The organism is Nitratidesulfovibrio sp. (assembly GCF_040373385.1).
In the GTDB taxonomy this organism is placed as follows: domain Bacteria; phylum Desulfobacterota; class Desulfovibrionia; order Desulfovibrionales; family Desulfovibrionaceae; genus Cupidesulfovibrio.
On the sequence record NZ_JBDXXH010000001.1, the window covers coordinates 180049 to 197938 of the forward strand.

The 17890-nt window shown below is 67.8% G+C and carries 12 protein-coding genes; 4 read left to right on the plus strand and 8 right to left on the minus strand.

Features of this window, described 5'->3' with window-relative positions; all coding sequences use genetic code 11:
- Window positions 1–124: 124 nt before the first annotated feature.
- Complete coding sequence (locus ABWO17_RS00720) at window positions 125–1630, minus strand: MFS transporter (RefSeq protein ID WP_353115063.1); 1506 nt, start codon at window positions 1628–1630, stop codon at window positions 125–127.
- A complete protein-coding gene (locus ABWO17_RS00725) occupies window positions 1627–2196 on the minus strand; it encodes a MarR family winged helix-turn-helix transcriptional regulator (RefSeq protein WP_353115065.1) in 570 nt (189 codons plus the stop codon). The genes ABWO17_RS00720 and ABWO17_RS00725 overlap by 4 nt, the downstream gene beginning before the upstream one ends.
- A 442-nt stretch (window positions 2197–2638) precedes the next feature.
- Between ABWO17_RS00725 and ABWO17_RS00730 the strand changes: the two genes are divergently transcribed.
- The gene (locus tag ABWO17_RS00730) at window positions 2639–3541 is read left to right on the plus strand and encodes an acyl-[acyl-carrier-protein] thioesterase (protein WP_353115067.1); all 903 of its coding nucleotides are present in this window, start codon (window positions 2639–2641) and stop codon (window positions 3539–3541) included.
- 576 nt (window positions 3542–4117) lie between these two features.
- On the opposite strand, the gene ABWO17_RS00735 is transcribed toward ABWO17_RS00730, so the two are convergent.
- The 4 genes from ABWO17_RS00735 to ABWO17_RS00750 form a co-directional block, all read right to left on the minus strand.
- Window positions 4118–5443 carry an HD domain-containing protein gene (locus ABWO17_RS00735; RefSeq protein ID WP_353115069.1) on the minus strand — a complete coding sequence of 442 codons (1326 nt, stop codon included), beginning with the start codon at window positions 5441–5443 and terminating at the stop codon, window positions 4118–4120.
- 1580 nt (window positions 5444–7023) lie between these two features.
- On the minus strand, window positions 7024–8304 hold the full coding sequence (locus ABWO17_RS00740; protein ID WP_353115071.1) for a dihydroorotase: 1281 nt from the start codon (window positions 8302–8304) through the stop codon (window positions 7024–7026).
- Window positions 8301–9278 (minus strand): aspartate carbamoyltransferase catalytic subunit, encoded by a 978-nt coding sequence (locus ABWO17_RS00745; RefSeq protein ID WP_353115073.1) that lies wholly within the window; start codon window positions 9276–9278, stop codon window positions 8301–8303. Before ABWO17_RS00745 ends, ABWO17_RS00740 begins: the two co-directional genes overlap by 4 nt.
- A gap of 14 nt (window positions 9279–9292) precedes the next feature.
- Window positions 9293–10540: an amidohydrolase family protein gene (locus ABWO17_RS00750; RefSeq protein ID WP_502914847.1), complete on the minus strand. Its 1248-nt coding sequence runs from the start codon at window positions 10538–10540 to the stop codon at window positions 9293–9295.
- Window positions 10541–11068: 528 nt separating this feature from the next.
- Between ABWO17_RS00750 and ABWO17_RS00755 the strand changes: the two genes are divergently transcribed.
- The gene (locus tag ABWO17_RS00755) at window positions 11069–11986 is read left to right on the plus strand and encodes a WcbI family polysaccharide biosynthesis putative acetyltransferase (RefSeq protein ID WP_353115077.1); all 918 of its coding nucleotides are present in this window, start codon (window positions 11069–11071) and stop codon (window positions 11984–11986) included.
- Window positions 11987–12096: 110 nt separating this feature from the next.
- Here the strand turns inward: ABWO17_RS00755 and ABWO17_RS00760 are convergent, their stop codons facing one another.
- Entirely contained in the window at window positions 12097–12918 is an 822-nt protein-coding gene (locus tag ABWO17_RS00760) for an amidohydrolase family protein (RefSeq protein ID WP_353115079.1), read from the minus strand.
- A 108-nt stretch (window positions 12919–13026) separates the two neighbouring features.
- Window positions 13027–13437: an acyl-CoA thioesterase gene (locus ABWO17_RS00765; protein WP_353115081.1), complete on the minus strand. Its 411-nt coding sequence runs from the start codon at window positions 13435–13437 to the stop codon at window positions 13027–13029.
- Between ABWO17_RS00765 and mltA the strand changes: the two genes are divergently transcribed.
- Window positions 13438–14814 (plus strand): murein transglycosylase A, encoded by a 1377-nt coding sequence (gene mltA, locus ABWO17_RS00770; protein WP_353115083.1) that lies wholly within the window; start codon window positions 13438–13440, stop codon window positions 14812–14814.
- A gap of 238 nt (window positions 14815–15052) precedes the next feature.
- Complete coding sequence (locus tag ABWO17_RS00775; RefSeq protein ID WP_353115085.1) at window positions 15053–16711, plus strand: sensor histidine kinase; 1659 nt, start codon at window positions 15053–15055, stop codon at window positions 16709–16711.
- Window positions 16712–17890: the final 1179 nt, after the last annotated feature.

The window sequence follows — 17890 nt, forward strand, 5'->3', positions numbered from 1 at the left end:
CAATACAGCGGAACGGGCGCGAGGGAAAGCCCCCCGCCCGTTCCCCGTTTTGCGCGGGTTGTGGGCGCTGTCGGCAAATCGGCACCGGATCGGGCCTGATCGCAGCAACGCGCGTCAGATATCGTCAGGGGTTGCCGTCGGTCTTGCACGGGGCCTTGTCGGCGATGCCGTCCTGCACCGCCAGCCCTGACCCTTGCCCCATGCTCCGAACCCGTCCCACCGACAACAGCACACCCACCGCGCACAGCGCGCAGAAGGTCCACAGCGCCGTGCGCATGGAGGCCAGGAAGCCCGGCAGGGTGGCAGCAGACACCGGCTGCCCGCCCATGAACACGGAAAACACGATGGTCACCACGATCATGGAGGCCATCATGCCCAGGGTGCGCATGGTGCTGGTCATGCCGGAGGCCACGCCAAGGTGGCGCGGCTCCACGCTGCCCACGATGGCGCTGGCGTTGGGCGAGGCGAACAGGCCGTAGCCCACGCCCAGCAGCACCAGCACCACCACGGTGAGCGCGGTGGAGGTGTCCTGCCCGATGAACGCGGCCACGCCAAGGCCCACGGCGCACAGCAGCATGCCTACGGTGGCCACCCGTTCGGCGGGAAAGTGGTCGGCCAGCCGCCCCCCGATGGGCGAAAGCACCATCTGGATCACCGGCTGGATGATCATCAGCAGGCCCGCATCGCTGGGGGTAAGCCCGCGCACGTACTGCAGGTACAGGCCGAGAAAGAACAGCACCCCGAAGGTGGAGGAGTAATTGATGAGCGCGGACAGGCAACTGAGCGTGAACAGCCGGTTGCGCGACAGCAGGGTGACTTCCAGCAGCGGGAAGGGCGTGTGCGCCTCCAGCCACAGGAACAGCCCGCCGCAGGCCAGCCCGCCCCCCAGCGCGGCCCAGGCCCACGCGCCCTCGTCCAGGTGCGACGAGCCCAGGGTAAGCAGTACGATGGCGCCGCCGTAGACCAGGCTGCCGCGCAGGTCGAAGGGTTCGCCCCGGGCCGAGCGCCATTCGCCACGCAGCTTGGTGAATACCAGCAGCAACGCGGAAATGCCGAAGGGCAGCACCATCAGGAACACCCAGCGCCACCCGAAATGGGTGGTCAGAAAGCCCCCGATCAGCGGCCCGCACGAAATGCCCGCATAGGCCGCCGCAGAGACGATGCCGATGGCCCGTCCGCGTTCCTCGCGCGGGAACACTTCGAGCATGATGGCGAAGCTGTTGGCCACGATCATGGCCGCGCCCATGCCCTGCAGAAAACGCAGGCCGATGACCATGCGGATGGACTGCGACAGCGAGAGCACGGCGGTGATGGACGTGAACAGCACAAGCCCGGCCAGGAACAGCCTGCGCCGCCCGAAGATGTCGCCAAGCCTGCCCATGATCAGCAGGAACACCGAAAGGGCCATGACGTAGGTGGTTTCCACCAGGCCCACCTGCATGGCCGTGGCGGCAAGGTCGCGCCCGATGGCGGGCAGCGAGACGCCCACGGCGGACATCATCAACGGCATGAGGATCATGGACACGCTGACCACGAACAGCACCGCCCCGCGCGAAACGGGCGCGGGCGCCGGGCCGGATGCGGATGCCCCGTGCCCCGACGTGCGGAAGGGGAAGGACGCGGGACTCATTGGGCCTCCCGGCCTGCATCGTCAGGCTGGCAGGCCACGGCGGCCACAGGGGTGGTCTTCATGCTGCCCGGCCTGTCCGCTTTGTCTGGCCTGTCTGTTCTATCTGGCCGGGCCGATTTTTCCGGACGCCCCAGTTCGGACAGCACGTTGGTGATCATGCGGTCCAGAAAGCCCAGGGCCTGTTCGCGTTCGTCATCGGAAAAGCCACGCACCATGGCTTCCGTCAGTTCGCGCAGGGTGGCCAGAAAGGGGGCGCGCAGCGATTCGGCTTGCGGAGTCAGGGTGATGGCCAGTTGGCGGCGGTTGCGCGGGTTCACGGTGCGGGCCACCAGTCCGGCGGCTTCCAGCTTTGCCAGCGAACGGGCGGCGGAACCCTTGTCGAAGTGCAGCTTTTCGGCCAGGTCTTCCTGCGACACGCCGTCGCCAGCCTGAAAGAGTTCCGCCAGAAAGGGTATCTGCCCCTTGCCCACCGGCCCCAGCGGGGCGATGCGCTCCAGGGCCAGCAGCAGCACCAGGCGGCGCAACTGGCCCACGCGGTAGGCAAAGGATGTGAGTCTCTGTTCCATTGAAATGTCCTATTGTTGCCATTGCAACTGTTGAAGAGGCAACAGATAGGCGCGGCTCGGGCGGGTGTCAAGCTGGCGTGTGCGGGGGGGGATCGCTGCACGCGCACCCGGACGCGATATGGCGGGTTGCCCGTGTGGCTGGCGCCTTGTGGAGGGATGCGCGCCGAGAAGGGGCGTTACCGCGCGCTGCATGTGCCCCGCGCGGTCAGGTTCAGGACCGCAGAGGTCTGCCGGGGGGCAGCACTGTGCGGAACCGCCGACACCCCGGATATCTCTGACAGCGCCACCCGCGCAGGCGACAGTGGACGCCGCGCCTTGGCGGCGCTATGCGGGGGCGGTGTGCCGGGGTGCCATGCCCTTTGGGCGCATGTACCGCACTGCCGTCCCTGTTCTTCCATCCCGCGATCCACCGGACACATCCCAACAGGACAAGGAACCGCCCATGACCCCCATGCCCGCCATGCCCGCCATGATCAGCCGCCACGAATCTCCCGCAGGCCATGTTGACACAACGCCCGACGCATCAAGCGCAGCGCCATGCGTCGATCTTTCAGGGGCCTCCGGCCCCGCCGACCTGCGCGTGCACCACGAGACCTTCCGGGTGCGCGGGTACGAGGTGGGGCCGGACGGCACCGTTTCCGCCCAGATCATCTGCGATTACCTGCAAGAGGCGGCGGGGGTGCACGCGGACCGGCTGGGGCTTTCGCTGGCGGCGCTGCACGAGCAGGGGCAGGCGTGGGTGCTGGCCCGGCTGGTGGTGCAGGTGGAGCGCGCCCCGGCGGAAGGCGAGACGGTGACGGTGCGCACCTGGCCATGCGGGGTGGAGCGGCTGCAATTTCGGCGCGACTATCTGATGCTGGGGCAGGACGGGGCAGTGGTGGCGCGCGGGGCCTCGTTCTGGGTGGTGATCAACCTGGCCACCCGCAGGCCGGAGCGCATTCCGCCCACGGTGGCGGCCCTGCTGCCGGAGAACCCACCCCTGGCGCTGGACGGCAGCCTGCTGGGCGACCGGCGACCCCCCGCGCCGGATAACGGCACGGCTCCGTTTTCCGCCATCCCCTTCGCGGTGCGCCGGGCGGACATGGACCGCAACCGCCACGTGAACAACGTCCGCTACCTGGACTGGGCGCTGGAAGGCGTGCCGGACGAGACGCAGGAGACATGCCGCCCGGCGTGGCTGGACATGCACTTTCGGGCCGAGACGGTGTACGGCGACACGGTGGAGGCGCACTGCCTGCCTGCGCCTGCCGATGTGACAGCGCCGGGCGCTGCCCGCTTCGTGCACATCCTTACCCGCCGCTCCGATGGCCGCGAGGTGGCGCGGGCCCTTACCGGCTGGCGGTAAGGGCGTTGTTTTTATTCGGAAGTAGCTGGAACGGTTGAAGATTAGCAATTCCGTTGTACCTTGTTTTATTCCCGCCTCACCCAACGACCGCCTTTCGCGCGGATAGCGCCCGCAGCCGGAGATCGCCGCCGGAGGCTTTGCGACGGCGGAAGCTCCGGCGTTGCGGGTGCACCGCAAACCGACCTTCCGGGCAGGACACAACGCGAACGTTTGCCAAGGCGATGAGAGATGTGCGCACATCGCATTCCCGCCGCCAGATCGCCCGAGGCGCGCCAGCGCCGCAGGGAAGCTGGTGGCGGAAGGAATGCGGTGCAGGACGAACTTGGGGGGACCAGGGGGGCAGCGCCCCCCGGAGCGCGGGGATGCAAGGGGCCGCCGCTCTGCGGCCCCTTGCCCGTCGGAGACATAACGAAATCGGGCGTTCACAACAGCGCACGACTGTCTTCGTAGAAGCCGCATCCAACAGGGCACAACTCCTGTCTTTCATCTTTATCTTTTTCCCCTCCCCCACAAAAAACGGGGGAAGGAACCAACGTCCCTCCCCCCGCGTCTCGCAAGGAATGAATCAATCCGGCGCTAGCCGAAATTCTTCGCCTTGTACTCGCGCACGTAGTCCACGGCCTCGGGCACGCTGGTCACTTCGCCCGCCACCTGCGCCTTCAGCAGCGCATCGCGCAGCATGCCCACCTGGGGGCCGGGGTGCAGGTTGGTGAATTCCATGATCTCGTTGCCGTTCAGCAGGGGTTCCAGCATCTGCTCCGGCGTTTCGGCGCGCTCCAGGTACTTCATGTTGTGATTGAAGTAGGTGTAGCTGCCGGCGCGGGCTTCCAGATCGGCACGGGCCATCTCGATGAGCCGGGGGAATTCGTCCAGCGACTTGAAGCGGCGGATGCCCCGGTCGGTGAGCATGAAGTGGAAGCGCATGTGGTGGCGCACCAGGTGGCACACCTGTTCCACGTCTTCCGGCGAGAAGTGCAGGCGGCGCAGCAGCTTGCGCGTCACCTTCGCGCCCACGCGGTGGTGCTGGTAGAAGTTCCACTTACCGTCGAAGTATTCCGCCGTGTACAGCTTGCCCACGTCGTGGAACAGCATGGCGAAGGTACCCAGCCAGTCGTAGTTGTATTCGCCTTCCGGGTAGTGGCGCACACACTCGATGGTGTGGTCGAACACGGTTTCTTCCGCGCCGTCGTCGTTGCGCTGCTGGCGCACGCGGGACAGGGCCGCCACTTCAGGCAGCAGGCCGTGCAGCACCTGCGAATCGAACAGCAACTGCACGAACTTCCACATGCACTCGGCTTCCACCTTGCGCCATTCGTCCATGATGTCCGAGATGCGCACGTAGTCCAGCACGCGGCTGGCGGCGCGGATGATGGCCATCCACGAGTTGGGCTCGATGGGCAGGTCGAAGTTGGCCGCGAAGCGCATGGCCCGGATGACCAGAAGATAGTTGCGGCGCAGGGTTTCGTCCGGAATGCCGCGCAGTTGCACCTTGCCCTTCGAGAAATCCTCGAAGCCTTCATACGCGTCGCCAGTGTGGGCGATGAACGGGCAGGAAAGGGCCGGGGGCATCTTGCCCTGCTCTTCCAGCACGCGCAGCATGCGCGGGGTGATGCGGGCCAGGGTATGTTCCGGGTGCGAGGATTCTTCGGTATCGGTGTGGTAGAAGCGGATCAGGGCTCCGCCTTCGCGCATGGTGGCGACCACGCCCTCTTCGTTGGAGCGCTCGAGGCTGGGAAAAAGCTTGCCGAGCTCTTCGTAGTCGGGCTCGCAGGCGATGTCGATTTCGGTTTCGCGGCCGTCCAGCAGTTCCTTTTGCAACTGCGCGTTGACCACGTAGGCGTCGTAACCGTTGCGAAGGATGGCCTTGCAGATGGCTATGGCGTCCTTGAAAGGTTGGCTCATCCCTGTCCTCCTGAAAGTGATGAAAGGCGCGCCCTCCGGCGCGGTGCCATCCGTGCATCACAGGCGCGGCCCGAAAAGTCAAGGCGGCTAGGCGTGACGGGGCGCGGACGGTGGCCGTGGGCTGGCTATGGCCCGTGGCAGTGGATGGGTCAGCGCTGGGTGCGTGCGCACGGGAAGTGTGTCCGTCTGATTGTGCCAAAATGCACAAAAGTGGCGGAGGATGCAAGGGGGAGTGGGGTGGGGGCTGTCGGGGGGAGGGGTTGTCGGGGGTAGGGGTGGGAGGGGTGAGGGGAGAGGGGATGCTGCCTGATGGGTACGGCCTCTACGAATACACTCCTGCCCTGTTGTGCTCGCCCGATTTCGTTATGCCTCCGGCGGGCAAGGGGCCGCAGAGCGGCGGCCCCTTGCATCCCCGCGCTCCAGGGGGGCTTCGCCACCCCTGGACCCCCAGCGTTTCCTGCGCGGCGTCCCTGCGGCGGCAGCTTCCCTCCGGCGCTGGGGCGCCTCCGGGCGATCTGCCGCCTGTGCCGCCAATGCGCGCGAATCTCTCGTCATCCTTGATGAAAGCTTGTGTGCCCCTTCGTCGGATTTCCTGCACCGCATTCCTTTCGCCGCCAGCTTCCCTGCGGCGCTGGGCGCCTCGGGCGATCTGCCGACGGGAATGCGGTGTGCGCCAATCTCTCGTAGCCACGACGTAGCGAGGGAGCCTTTGCAACACGCGTTTTGCGGCGCGTATCCGCGACGCCGGAGCTTCCGCCTCGCAAAGCCTCGGCGGCGATCTCCGGCTGCGGACGCGTATCGCCGCACAAAGGTTTTCAGTGCAAAATGAAGGGCGACTTGCTCGTCGAGGTAAGCAACTCGCGTGGAATGGATTCCGTTACGTATTGGCTGGGTGCGAACGCATCGTGGGGTAGGGGCAGGTGTCCTTAGCGAGAAGGCGGCGGGAGACTGGTGTACAGTGAAGGCTCGTAGCCGCGCTCAGCCCAACGGGAGATTGTGCGTGTGCTTAGGCCGATTAAACGGACACGGACAGTGCGTAGACGCATGTGACGCCGGGTTTTGATGGCGGTACATACGTCGCAACGGGGGCATGGATAAGGGTGCCCAAGTGGGATGAGGGCAACGGGAAATTGGCGCACAGCGAAGGCGCGTAGCGTTGTCAGGCCACCGTGAGATTGGTGCGCATTGGCGTCACCGGCGGCAGATCGCCCGGAGGCGCTTAGCGCCGAAGGGAAGCTGCCGCCGTAGGGACGCTGCGCAAGATACGTATGGAGGGGGTGCCCTGGCTCTGCCAAGGCAACGGGAGCTTGGCGCACATACGCATTCCGCCGGGCAGATCGCCCGGAGGCGCCCCAGCGCCGGAGGGAAGCTGCCCGGTGAAGAATGCGGTGCAGGACGAACTTGGGGGGACCAGGGGGGCAGCGCCCCCCGGAGCGCGGGGGTACAGGGGGCCGCCGCTTAGCGGCCCCCTGCCCGTCGGAGACATAACGAAATCGGGCGGTACCAACAGGGCAGGACTGTCTTCGTAGAAGCCGTGTCCAACAGGACGGTGCGTCCCCTTCCCCTTGCGGCGCAGCCCCCTACACCACCTTCACCCCGCCAAGCCACAGCGCCTTCACCCTGCCCACCAGCTCCCGTCCCAGAAACGGCGTGTTCAGGCTCTTCGAGTGCATGGTCTCGCGCGAGGGCACCCACTTCTCTTCCGGGTCCAGCAGGAAGAAATCCGCCGGGTCGCCGACGCCAAATCCGTTCACGGGCAGCCCGAATATCTTCGCCGGTTCCGTCGCCCACAGGCGCATCAGGTCGGCTTCCGTCAGCACTCCTTCGCACACCAGCCCCCATGTCAGGGCCACGGCGGTATCAAGGCCGGTAATGCCATTGGGGGCCTCGTCCAGCGGGGTTTCCTTTTCGTGCGCGGCGTGCGGGGCATGGTCGGTGGCCAGGATGTCGATGACGCCGGATTGCACCGCCTCGCGCAGGGCGGCCACATCGTCGTCGGTGCGCAGGGGCGGGTTGACCTTGGCCTTGGTGTCGTACCCCAAGAGTTCCCTGTCGGTCAGCAGCAGGTAGTGGGGGCAGGTTTCCGCCGTTACCGGCACGCCGCGCTGCTTGGCCCAGGCGATCAGCTCCACGGAGCGGCGGCACGAGATGTGCGCAAGGTGAATGGGCAGCTTCAGGTAGTCGGCCAGCAGGATGTCGCGCGCCACGTGCAGCGCCTCGCCGATGTCCGGCTGGCCCTTCACCCCGATGCGTCCGCTGGTCTCGCCCTCGTTCATGTGCGCGCCCTTGGCCAGGTAGGGGTCCTCGCAGTGGTCGATGACCACCTTGCCCTGGTCGGCGGCGTATTCCACGCAGCGGCGGAACATTTCGGTATCCGGCACGGGCGCGCCGTCGTTGGAAAAGGCCACGCAGCCCGCCTCGGCCAGTTCGGCCAGCGGGGCAAGCTCCGTGCCCTTCAGCCCCACCGTGGCCGCGCCGATGGGGTGCAGGCGCGGGCCGTGCGGCCAGTGGCGGCGGGCGGTGTCGATCATGTCCCGCGTGATGGAGGCATCGTCGTTGACCGGCTTGGTGTTGGCCATGCACAGCACGGCCCCGAACCCGCCGTGGGCGGCGGCGGCAAGCCCGCTGGCGATGTCTTCCTTGTACTCCTGACCCGGTTCGCGCATGTGGGTGTGCGCGTCGATGAAGGCCGGGAACAGCACCATGCCCTTGGCATCGATGCTTGCCGCGTCTTGCGGCGCAGTGCCGGAACCGGCGTCCGTCACGGACGCAATGCGCCCGTCGGCCACGGCAACGTCCACCATGCGCCCCAGCAGGCGGGCATTGCGAAGGAACAGGGATGCGGAAGTGGTGGCGGTCATGCGCGGCCTCCGTTGTCGGCGGTCTGCTCTGTGCCGGTGCGGGTGGCGAGCAGGAAAAGGATTGCCATGCGCGTGGCCACGCCTGCGGCCACCTGGTCCAGGATCAGGCTTTCGGGCGAGTCGGCCAGCACGGACGATATTTCCAGTCCCCGGTTCATGGGGCCGGGGTGCAGCACCCGCGCGCCCGGCGCGGCCATGGCCAGGTGCCGGGGCGACAGGCAGAAACGCTGCGCGTATTCACGCAGGTCGGGCAGCAGGCCCGCCTGCTGGCGTTCCAGTTGCAGGCGCAGGCACATCACCGCGTCCGCGCCCTGCACGGCGTCGTCCAGCCGGTTGAAGATGGTCACCGGCCAGTTGTGCACCCCGGCGGGCAGCAGGGTACGCGGCGCGCACAGCCGCACCTTTACCCCCAGCGACGAGAGCAGGTGCACGTTGGAGCGGGCCACCCGGCTGTGGGCAATGTCACCAAGGATGAGCAGGGTGCGCCCCTCGAAGGTGTCGCCCCAGACCTGGCGCAGCGAATAGCAGTCCAGCAGGGCCTGGGTGGGGTGGGCGTGCCAGCCGTCGCCCGCGTTGACCACAGAGCAGTCCAGCCGTTCGGCCAGAAACTGCGCCGCGCCGCTGGACGAATGGCGGATGACGATGATGTCCGGCGTCATGGCCTGCAAGGTGAGGGCGGTGTCCTTCAGGCTTTCGCCCTTGGACAGGCTGGACCCGCTCTTGGCCAGCGAGAAGGTGTCGGCGGAAAGCCGCTTGCCCGCCACGTCGAACGAGGTCTTGGTGCGGGTGCTCGGCTCCGCGAAGAACAGCACCACGCTCTTGCCCTTCAGGGTGGGCACCTTTTTCACGGGGCGGCGGTTGATGTCGTGGAACTGGGCCGCCGTATCCAGCAGGTGGAACAGCTCTGGCCGCGTCAGCTGGGTGACGTCCAGCAGGTCCTTGTGGGGCCACGTGGGGCGTTGTGCGTGCTGCATGTGGGTGTGGGGGGTTACGGGGTTGTCCCCAGTGCTTGGGAAAAATCTTGGGGCAGCAGGGCCAGCCGCGCGCGGCGGCCGGGAACGATGGCGCCGATGTCGCCCCGGCCCAGTGCGGCTGCGCCGCCCACGGTCAGCAGGCGCAGCAGGGCGGCGGGGGGCAGGTCGTGCCCGGCGGGCAGGTCGCGCAGGGCGCGGGCCTCGTTCCACAGGTCCAGGTCGTGGTTCGAGGCCAGGCTGTCGGTGCCTAGGCACAGCGGCGTGCCCGCCGCAGCCAGGGCGCGGGCCGGGGCCGTGCCCACGCTGATGGCCGCGTTGGAGCGCGGGCACAGGCAGACGTGCGCGCCCGATTCGGCCAGCAGGCGGATGTCCGACGCGTCCAGTTGCACGCAGTGCACGGCCAGGGTGCCTTCGTCCAGCAGGCCAAGGTCGGCGGCATAGGGCACGGGGCGCATGCCCGGCGCGGCAAAGCCCGGCGGCAGCACGCGCACGGCCAGCAGGTCGGCCAGCGCGCCGCGCCCGGTGGTCAGGAATTCCACCTCGTCCGGGTGCTCGGCCAAGTGCATGGAAAAGACGCGGTGGTTGCGTTCGCACCAGCGGCGGGCGGCGGCGAGCGCAACCGGGTGGGTGGAATACAGGGAGTGCCCGGCCAGCGCGGCATCGGGATGGAGCGGGAAGGGCGCGCCGGGTGCGGGGGATGCGCCTGTCGGGCCGGAGGGAACGATATCGTCCGCAGCAAGATCGGACGCCAGTTCCGCCATGGCGCGCGGCCACAGGGCGGCGGTGTCTGCGGGGGCTGCCGGTTCGCCGTCGGGCGTGGTGAAGCGGTAGCCGAACACCTCCGCGAAGTGTGAACAGCCGATGGACGCGGCCTGCATGGCCCGGTGCACGGCGGCGGGGGCCACGGCGGTGATGTCGCCCACGTGGGCGGTGTGGCAGGCCGCAAGCTGGCGGGCGGCTTCGGTCAGCGCGGCGGCGCGGACATCCGGCGGGGTTTCGGCCCCGGCGGCCACGAGCGACAGCAGGCTTTTCACCCACGGCACAAAGCCGCCCCCAAGCACGGTGCGCCCGGCCAGGTGCGAAAGTTCGAGGTGTGTGTGGCAATTGACCACGCCGGGCGTCAGGGTGACCTCGCCAAGGTCGGACAGGGGAACCCCCGCGCGGCGGCGGAAGGCATCCATGGGTTCCACGGCCTCGATGACGCCCCCGCGCAACCCGGAGAGCACGCGGGCCGCGCCATCCGCGCCATTCGGGGCACCCACGCCATCTGGGGCATTCGCGCCATCAGGGACATTCGCGTCGGGCGGCGTGGTGCACGCGCCATCAGTCAATGCCGCCTGCCCGGCACCGTCCAAGAAAACGCCCCGGATCACAACGACATGGTCGTCGAGAACGCGGGGCGGCGAAAACAGGTCGCGCGGGTCTCGTGCTGGACCCTCACCTGCGAGAGGTATGACGCGTCGCGCGCGGACGGCGATGAGCATTGTCTGTACGGGGGGTTGGGTGTACAAGCCGGGCACAGTGGCTCCCGGCACTGGGGGCATGTCGTTGGACGCATGCCCACAAGATAGTGTTCCACAATCGGGTGGGGATGTAAAGAAAAGGGGCGCTCCCGCCGAACAGATGGCGACGGATGACCACGCCTGGCAGTTGCGCTGCCCGGCGGCCTGCCGTCTGCCAGCCCCCCGGTTTTCGCAGTTCCCCCAGTTTCCGCAGTCCCCGCAGTCCGGCCCCATTCCGGGGGCGCACGCGCATCGCACCTTCAACCGCCAGTTCTCGCGCAGATTCCCATGACCACACCGCACCGCAGCCTCTGCCTCATCCACGCCAACTGCCAGGGCGATCCGCTGGCGAAACTGCTGGCCGCCTCGCCGCAGTTTGCCGCGCGTTACGAAATCCGCCGCTACACCAATTACCTGCGCGAGCGCGTGGCCCCCGCCGAACTGTCCGGTTGCGGGCTGTTCCTGTACCAGCACCTGGGCGAAAAGTGGGACGACCACGCCTCCGACCGGCTGCTGTCCATGGTCAACCCGGCTGCGCGGGTGCTGCGCCTGCCCAACATGCTGTTCACGGGCTACTGGCCGTTCTGGACCAACAAGAGCCCCATGGATTTCGGCGATGCGTTCCTGGACCGGCTGGTGTCCATGGGCCTCGGCATGGCGGAAATCCTGCACGTGTACCTGCACGGCGACATCGCGGCCAAGTACGACCTGGACGCCATGCTGCGCGCGTCACTGGATGTGGAGCGGGACAAGGAGCGCGGGGCGGGCGCGGAACCGGGCATGGTCGGGGGCGACGGGGGGAGCAGGGCAGGCAGGGGCGGAAGCGCGGTGCCGGAGGTCATCCCCGCCGTGGTGGCCCCCACGGTGGAACTGGTGGAGGCGCTGTGGAAGCAGGAGCGGCTGTTTGCCACCATCAACCATCCCAACCGACGGCTGGTGCTGCATGTGGCGGAAGGGGTGCTGGCGGCGCTGGGCATGGACCCGCTGCCCCCGGCGGTACGCGAGGGGTTCACCGACCCGTACCCGGAGTTCGAGCTGCCCATCCACCCGCAGGTGGCCGCCCACCACGGGCTGGCATTCGGCGGGCCGGATGCCACATACAACATTTACGGGCGGCGCATGACCTTCGAGGAATACGTGCGCCGCTACGCGGACTGCCGCCTGCGCGGCATCGACAATTTCATCGGATACTTGCAGCTGGTGTGATCCGGCGGGGGCAAGCCCCCGTTCTCCGGTGGCGCCATGCCGGTGCGCCCGGCATCAGGAAAGCCCGTGCGTCCATGAAGCGACGAACGTCGTGCCGCCGTGTCCCGCAGCTATGCGCCGGGCGCGGCGGCGTTCGTTTGCCCGTCGAGTCCCAGCAGGGTGGCCGCGCTGGACAGCAGCACCTCTATCTCGCCGTCGGAAAGGTCCAGCCGCCGTTGCAGGCGGTGGCATTCGTCGGCGGGGTCGAACAGGGGGTAGTCGCTGCCGAACAGGATGTGCTCGCGGTCATGCCTGTTGAAGATGGCCCGCAGGGTGGCGTCGTCGATGAAGGAGAGGCTGCTGGAAGTGTCCATCCACACTTCGCGGCCCACCAGCGCCTCCAGCGCATACTGCCAGTGCAGGTAGCCGCCAAGGTGCGCGGCAATGAACCGGGCACGCGGAAAGGCATCCAGCAGGGCGGCCAGCTTGTACGGGCAGGAGGGGTTTTCCGCCGGGGGCAGCTTGTCGCCGATGTGGCACATGAACACGAAGTCGTTCTGCGCCGCCTCGATGATGGGCAAAAGGCGCGGGTCGTCCAGGCGGAAGCCCTGGAATTCCGGGTGCAGCTTCAGCCCCCGGATGCCCGCCGCGCGCAGTCGGTCCAACTGGTGCTCCCAGTCCTGATATTCGGGATGCACGGTGCCGAAGGCCACCACTTCCGGGTGGTGGCGCTGCAATTCCACGGCAAAGGCATTGGCGGGCACCACCTGCGCGGCGGCGGTGGCGGCGCAGTGCACCACCACGCCGTCCAGCCCGGCGCGTTTGGCGCGGGGCAGCAGGTCTTCCACCACGCCTTCGCCCACGGGCGAGATGCCGTAGTGCGATTCCAGCTGTTGCAGGACCTTGGACGCAATTTTGGGGTGGAAGGCATGGGTGTGGACGTCGAGGAACATGGGCCATGCCCTACGCCCGGTCCACTGACCAGTCAAGCGAGCAGGCACATTCGTTGTCTGAAGTGTACAAGCCTGCACGCGTGAGCGCCCTGCTTGCCGAGAGGCGTGCTATTTCAGCAAATCACGCAGCCATTCGGGCACCGGCACCGGCTTGCCCTGCGGGTTGATGCAGGCGTGCTGGGTCATGCCGTCGGCCAGCAACCTGTTGCGTCCCTCGTCCCGAATCTCGTACACGAAGGTCAGCGAGGCGCGGCCCCATTCGCTGATGCCCGCGCGTACCTGGATCAGGTCGTCGAAACGGGCCGGGCTGCGGTAGCGGCAGCGTGCCTCGCGCACCGGCAGGATGATGCCGCGTTCTTCCACGGTGGCATAGCCCATGCCCCGCGAGCGGATGAATTCGCTGCGGGCGCGTTCGAAGAAGTGCAGGTATTCCGCATAGTATACAACGCCCATCATGTCCGTTTCACCGTAGGACACCCGATGGGCCAACCAGATTTCAGGCACGGGAAAGCCATCCATATGTTTCGCAACCTCCTGCCGCGTGGCGCGGCGTGTCGATTCGTACGCCATTTCGTGGCGAAAGCCAAAGCCGCGAGCACGCGCGGCCTGTCCCTCTCCATGGCCTTGCCCGCGTCCTTCACGTCGCCGGGCCGTGGCCGCGCCGCCGGGGCGCTGCTGCTGGCACTGATCATCTCCGGCTGTGCATCGCGCGCGCCGCAGGTTGCGGTTCCCGCGCCGGGCACCCCCGCCGTGACGCAGGCCCCGGCCCCGGCGCGTCCGGCTCTGTCGCTGCCGCCGCTGCCCGCGTACACCGAGGCCGCGCCCGACGAAATCCGCGCCGCCATCGCGGCCATGGACCCGCGCAGCCAGGGGCTTGCCTCGTGGAACGACCTGGCCCCGGCCCTGGCCCAAAGCCTTTCCTACATGGCCACCCGCCCGGCTGGCGGCGTGGCCCTGGACCGCCCGGGCGTTCGCGCGACCAACGCGGACTTCATGGCCGCCCTGCGCCAACTGTCCGGCCTGCTGCCCGAACTGGATGCCAACCCCGGCCTGCTGGCCGAACGGTTCCGCTGGCTGCGCGTGGACACCGCCTGGACCGGCTACTACGAGCCGGTGCTGCGCGCCAGCCGCAGCCCCGCGCCCGGCTACGCGCACCCCATTTACCGCACTCCGCCGGACATGCGCGTGACCGAGGTGGCCGCCTCCGGGTCCGGCAAGCAGCGCATGACCTACCGGGTGGTGAACGGCCCCAAGGGGCGCACGCTGAAGCCGTACTACGACCGCGCGGAAATCGACGCCGGGGCGTTGCGCGGCAAGGGGCTGGAACTGGCCTGGGCGGCGGACCCGGTGGACGTGTACATCCTTCAGGTGCAGGGCTCCGGCAGGCTGCGCTTTACCGACGGCAGCGAGGCCCGCGTGCTGTACGCCGCGCAGAACGGGCGGCCCTACGTGTCCATCGGGCGCATCCTGAAGGAACGGGGCGAACTGCCGCCCGACGGGGTGAACATGCCCGCCATCCGCCAGTGGCTGGAAAGTCACCCCGCGCAGGCGCGGGAGCTCATGAACACCAACCCCAGCTACGTCTTTTTCCGGCTGGAGGAAGGCCGCGCCAGCGGTCCGCTGGGGTGCACGGGCAGGCCGCTGACCCCGTGGGTAAGCCTGGCCACGGACCGTTCCGTGCTGCCTTCCGGCGCGCTGGTGGCCTTTTCCGCCCCGGTGCCGCAGCCAGCGGGCGGCGGTGCCGTGACCGGCCTTGGCCTTGCGCAGGATACCGGCGGGGCCATCAAGGGCTACCGCATCGACCTGTTCTGCGGCGCGGGCGACCGCGCGTCCGCCGTGGCCGGGCATCTTGATGCGCCAGGACCGGCGTGGCTGCTGCTGCCCCGTACCCGTTAGGGGCCGTTTCCAAATAGTCCTTTCGCCCGTTGGCGACGTCAAACTTCACCTGCCGTATCGGTCAAATACGATAAGAGTACGCGCTGCGGTCCCTATCCGTAAGGTTCGCTCCACTCACCTAACGGCTAGGGCACTCCCTCATGGCAGGCTCGTTTTCCTTGCCAACGAACGAAAATCCTAATTTGGAAACAGCCCCTGTGGAGAGCAAACGGTAAGGCCATCTGCACAGGAGACCTTCATGGACCCACGCCCGTCCTCCGAACGCATTCCCGCCATCCTCGTGGTGGACGACGACCCGGTGGCCCGCACCGCCATGTGCGGCTACCTGCGCGATGCGGGCTATGCCGTGCGCGAGGCGGGCGGCGGCGCCGATGCGCTGGCCCTGTTCGACGAGCGCGGCGCCGATGCGGTGCTGCTGGACTGGCGCATGCCCGGCAAGAGCGGGGCCGAGGTGCTGCCCTGCATCGCCGCGCAGGACCCCACGGTGCCGGTCATCGTGGTGTCCGGCACCAGCGAGGTGCGCGAACTGGCGCGGGCCTTGCGCCTGGGCGCATGGGACTTCGTGATCAAGCCCATCGAGGACATGGCCGTGCTCGACAGGGCGCTGGTGCGTTGCCTGCTGCGGGCAGAACTGCTGCGCGAGCAGGGCCGCCGCCGCGAAACCCTGGAGGGGCTGGTGCGCCGTCGCACCGAAGACCTGGAGGACGCCAACCGCCGCCTGCGGCGGGAAATCGCCGAGCGCAGGGAGTTCGAACGGGCCCTGGCGGAAAGCGAGGAACGTTTCCGCCAGTTGATGGAGAACACCAGCGAGGTGTTCTGGGTGCGCGATCTTGCCAGCGACCGGCTGCTGTACCTTTCTCCGGCCTATGAAACGGTCTGGGGGCGTCCGGTGCAGGACGCCATGCGGGGCGACGGTCCGCGCCTGGGCACCGTGCACCCCGACGACAGGAACGCGGTGGAGACCGCCATGGCGGGCATCGCCACGTCGGCCACCCCTGTCGACGCAGAGTTCCGCATCGTGCGGCCCGGCGGCGAGGTGCGCTGGGTGCATGCGCGGGCCTTTCCCGTGCGCGACGGAGACGGCAACGTCTACCGCGTGGCCGGGGTGGCCGAGGATGTCACCGCCCGCCGCAAGGCGGAAGAGGACATTCGCGCCTCGCTGCGCGAAAAGGAGATTCTGCTGCGCGAGGTGCACCACCGGGTCAAGAACAACCTGCAACTCATCGTCAGCCTGCTGAACTTGCAGGCGGCCTATGCCGACGGGGCCGCCGACCGCGAGCGGTTCATCGAAAGCCGCAACCGCGTGGCCTCCATGGCCCTGGCGCACGAGGAACTGTACCGCGCCAACGACCTGGCCAGCGTGAACGTTGCCGACTACGTGGAGCGGCTGGCGCGCAAGCTGGTGCAGGCGTCGGTGGATGCCGAGGTGGCACTGGCGCTGGACCTGCCGCCGCTGTACCTGCCGGTGTCGGCGGCCATCCCCTGCGGGCTGATTCTCAACGAACTGGTCACCAACGCCATCAAGCACGCCTTTCCCGGTAGGGACGCGGGGCGTATCGCCATAGCCGCCCGGCGTGAGGGACGGCAGGTGGAGGTGCGCGTCACCGACGATGGGGTGGGGCTGCCGGAAGGCTTCGACCCTGCCGGGGGTGCCACGCTGGGCATGCAGTTGGTGGGCAGCCTGGTGGCGCAACTGGGCGGGCGGCTGGAGGTGGCATCCGGTCCTGCGGGGGCCAGCTTTGTGGTGCGTTTCGAGGAAAACGAGGCCGAACCCTACGGGACGGAGGCGCCCGGTGCCCCCGATACGCAAGGCGTGCCGGGTGGAGCGGATGCGCGGGACCCGTTGCGGGCCTGGTCTGGACTGGCTGGCGAGTTCATCGGCCCGGACACCGAGTAGCGGACCGTCAGACCGCGAAACTGGCAGACCGCGAAACCGGCAGGCCACGAAACTGGCGGGCAACGGGACTGGCGGACTGGCGACCGTGCGCCCCGTTGCATTGGCGCGCTGGTGGCGGGTTGTCGGGTAGTGCGGCGGGTGCTCGCTGGGGATTTTGGGAGTTCTCACGCGCCGATCGCATGTGGAACGTTTTTTTAGCGTCAGTCCATGTACTTTTTTTCCCATTCACCCGGTTTTGCCTTGACTTGGCAAGCTGCCGGGCGGAACATGCCCTTGCACCGACCGGACGCTCAACGAGCGCCATACGGCCGATGCATGCCGAAATCTCCGTGCTGCGCCACATGGCGCGGGAGGCCAGGCCATGCGTTCACGCCGTGTCATGCCCGCCTTTCATCTTTCTTCCCTCTACGCCCATCGGACGCAGTCGTCCCTTTCTCCGGCCCAGTGCCGCATGTCCGTCACGCGGTACCGACTGGCGCGACTGGCCCGGCTGGCGCGCGCGGACCGCTTCGTTCCTCCCCCGGCCATCTCCGGACAGCCTCGCGTCCGTGCCGCCTGCAGGGCATCACGCCGGGCGGTCGCGTCCGCTTTCCGCCCCTTCCCGCTTCCCCATGCGGCGGGGCCGTCCCGTATCCAGTCATGCCGTATACATACCCCGTGCCGCTCCGGCGGCGCCCTGCAACGCGCCGCCATTTCCGCCTCGCGGGGTGCGGCACAAACCCGGTGGACGACGGAAGCCGCCTGCCGATCCTGTCGGGCCAGGCCCGAGGAGGCACCATGAGTTTCGCGGATATCGGTTCCATTGTCGGTGGTATCGTCGTGCTTGGACTCATTGGGTACTTCATGTATGTCAAGGTGTTGAAGCACTAGCGCAACACCGGACGCATCGAACGCATCGACCCGGCCACCAGCCCACCGGCCCACCGGCCAGCCCTGCCAGACCGACCGGCGTACCTGCCCCGCCGATGCCCATACCGGCGCCCTTCACCTGCGTGAAGGGCGCCGTTTTTAGTTGTGTAAAGAGAACGGTAGGTTGAAGTTGATCGTGATAATCAGCCACAAAAATGAAAAAATATTGTCACGATCCGGTGACGGGTGCTAGCGTTGGCGAATCCGTATTTTCCGCCCTTGCCGGTCGACTTTGGCCGGACAGGACGGGGAAGGGGCATTGACAGTGAT